The sequence below is a fragment of the Nocardia sp. BSTN01 genome (genome assembly GCF_015354405.1).
Classification (GTDB): domain Bacteria; phylum Actinomycetota; class Actinomycetes; order Mycobacteriales; family Mycobacteriaceae; genus Nocardia.
The window spans coordinates 1-259 of the sequence record NZ_JADKYP010000194.1 but is presented as its reverse complement, the minus strand read 5'-3'; the positions used below and the strand labels follow the sequence as shown (position 1 = coordinate 259).

The window sequence follows — 259 nt, the reverse complement described above, 5'->3', positions numbered from 1 at the left end:
TACTCCACGGCGGACGACTGGTCGTCATCCCCGACTCGATCACCCGCTCCCCCACCGACTTTCACGATGTACTGGCAGCCGAACACGTCACCATGCTGACCCAAACCCCCACCGCCGCAGCAATGCTGACACCACAAGGCTTGGAATCGATCACCCTGATACTCGGCGGCGAATTCTGCCCCGCCCAGGTGATCGACCTTTGGGCGCCCACGCACACAGTCATCAACGGCTACGGCCCCACCGAAACCACCATGTGCGT

At 62.2% G+C, this 259-nt stretch carries 1 protein-coding gene; it reads left to right on the top strand.

The features are described 5' to 3' along the window. On the top strand, positions 1–259 hold a 259-nt coding region (locus IRT45_RS36495; protein ID WP_194810291.1), incomplete at both ends, for an AMP-binding protein.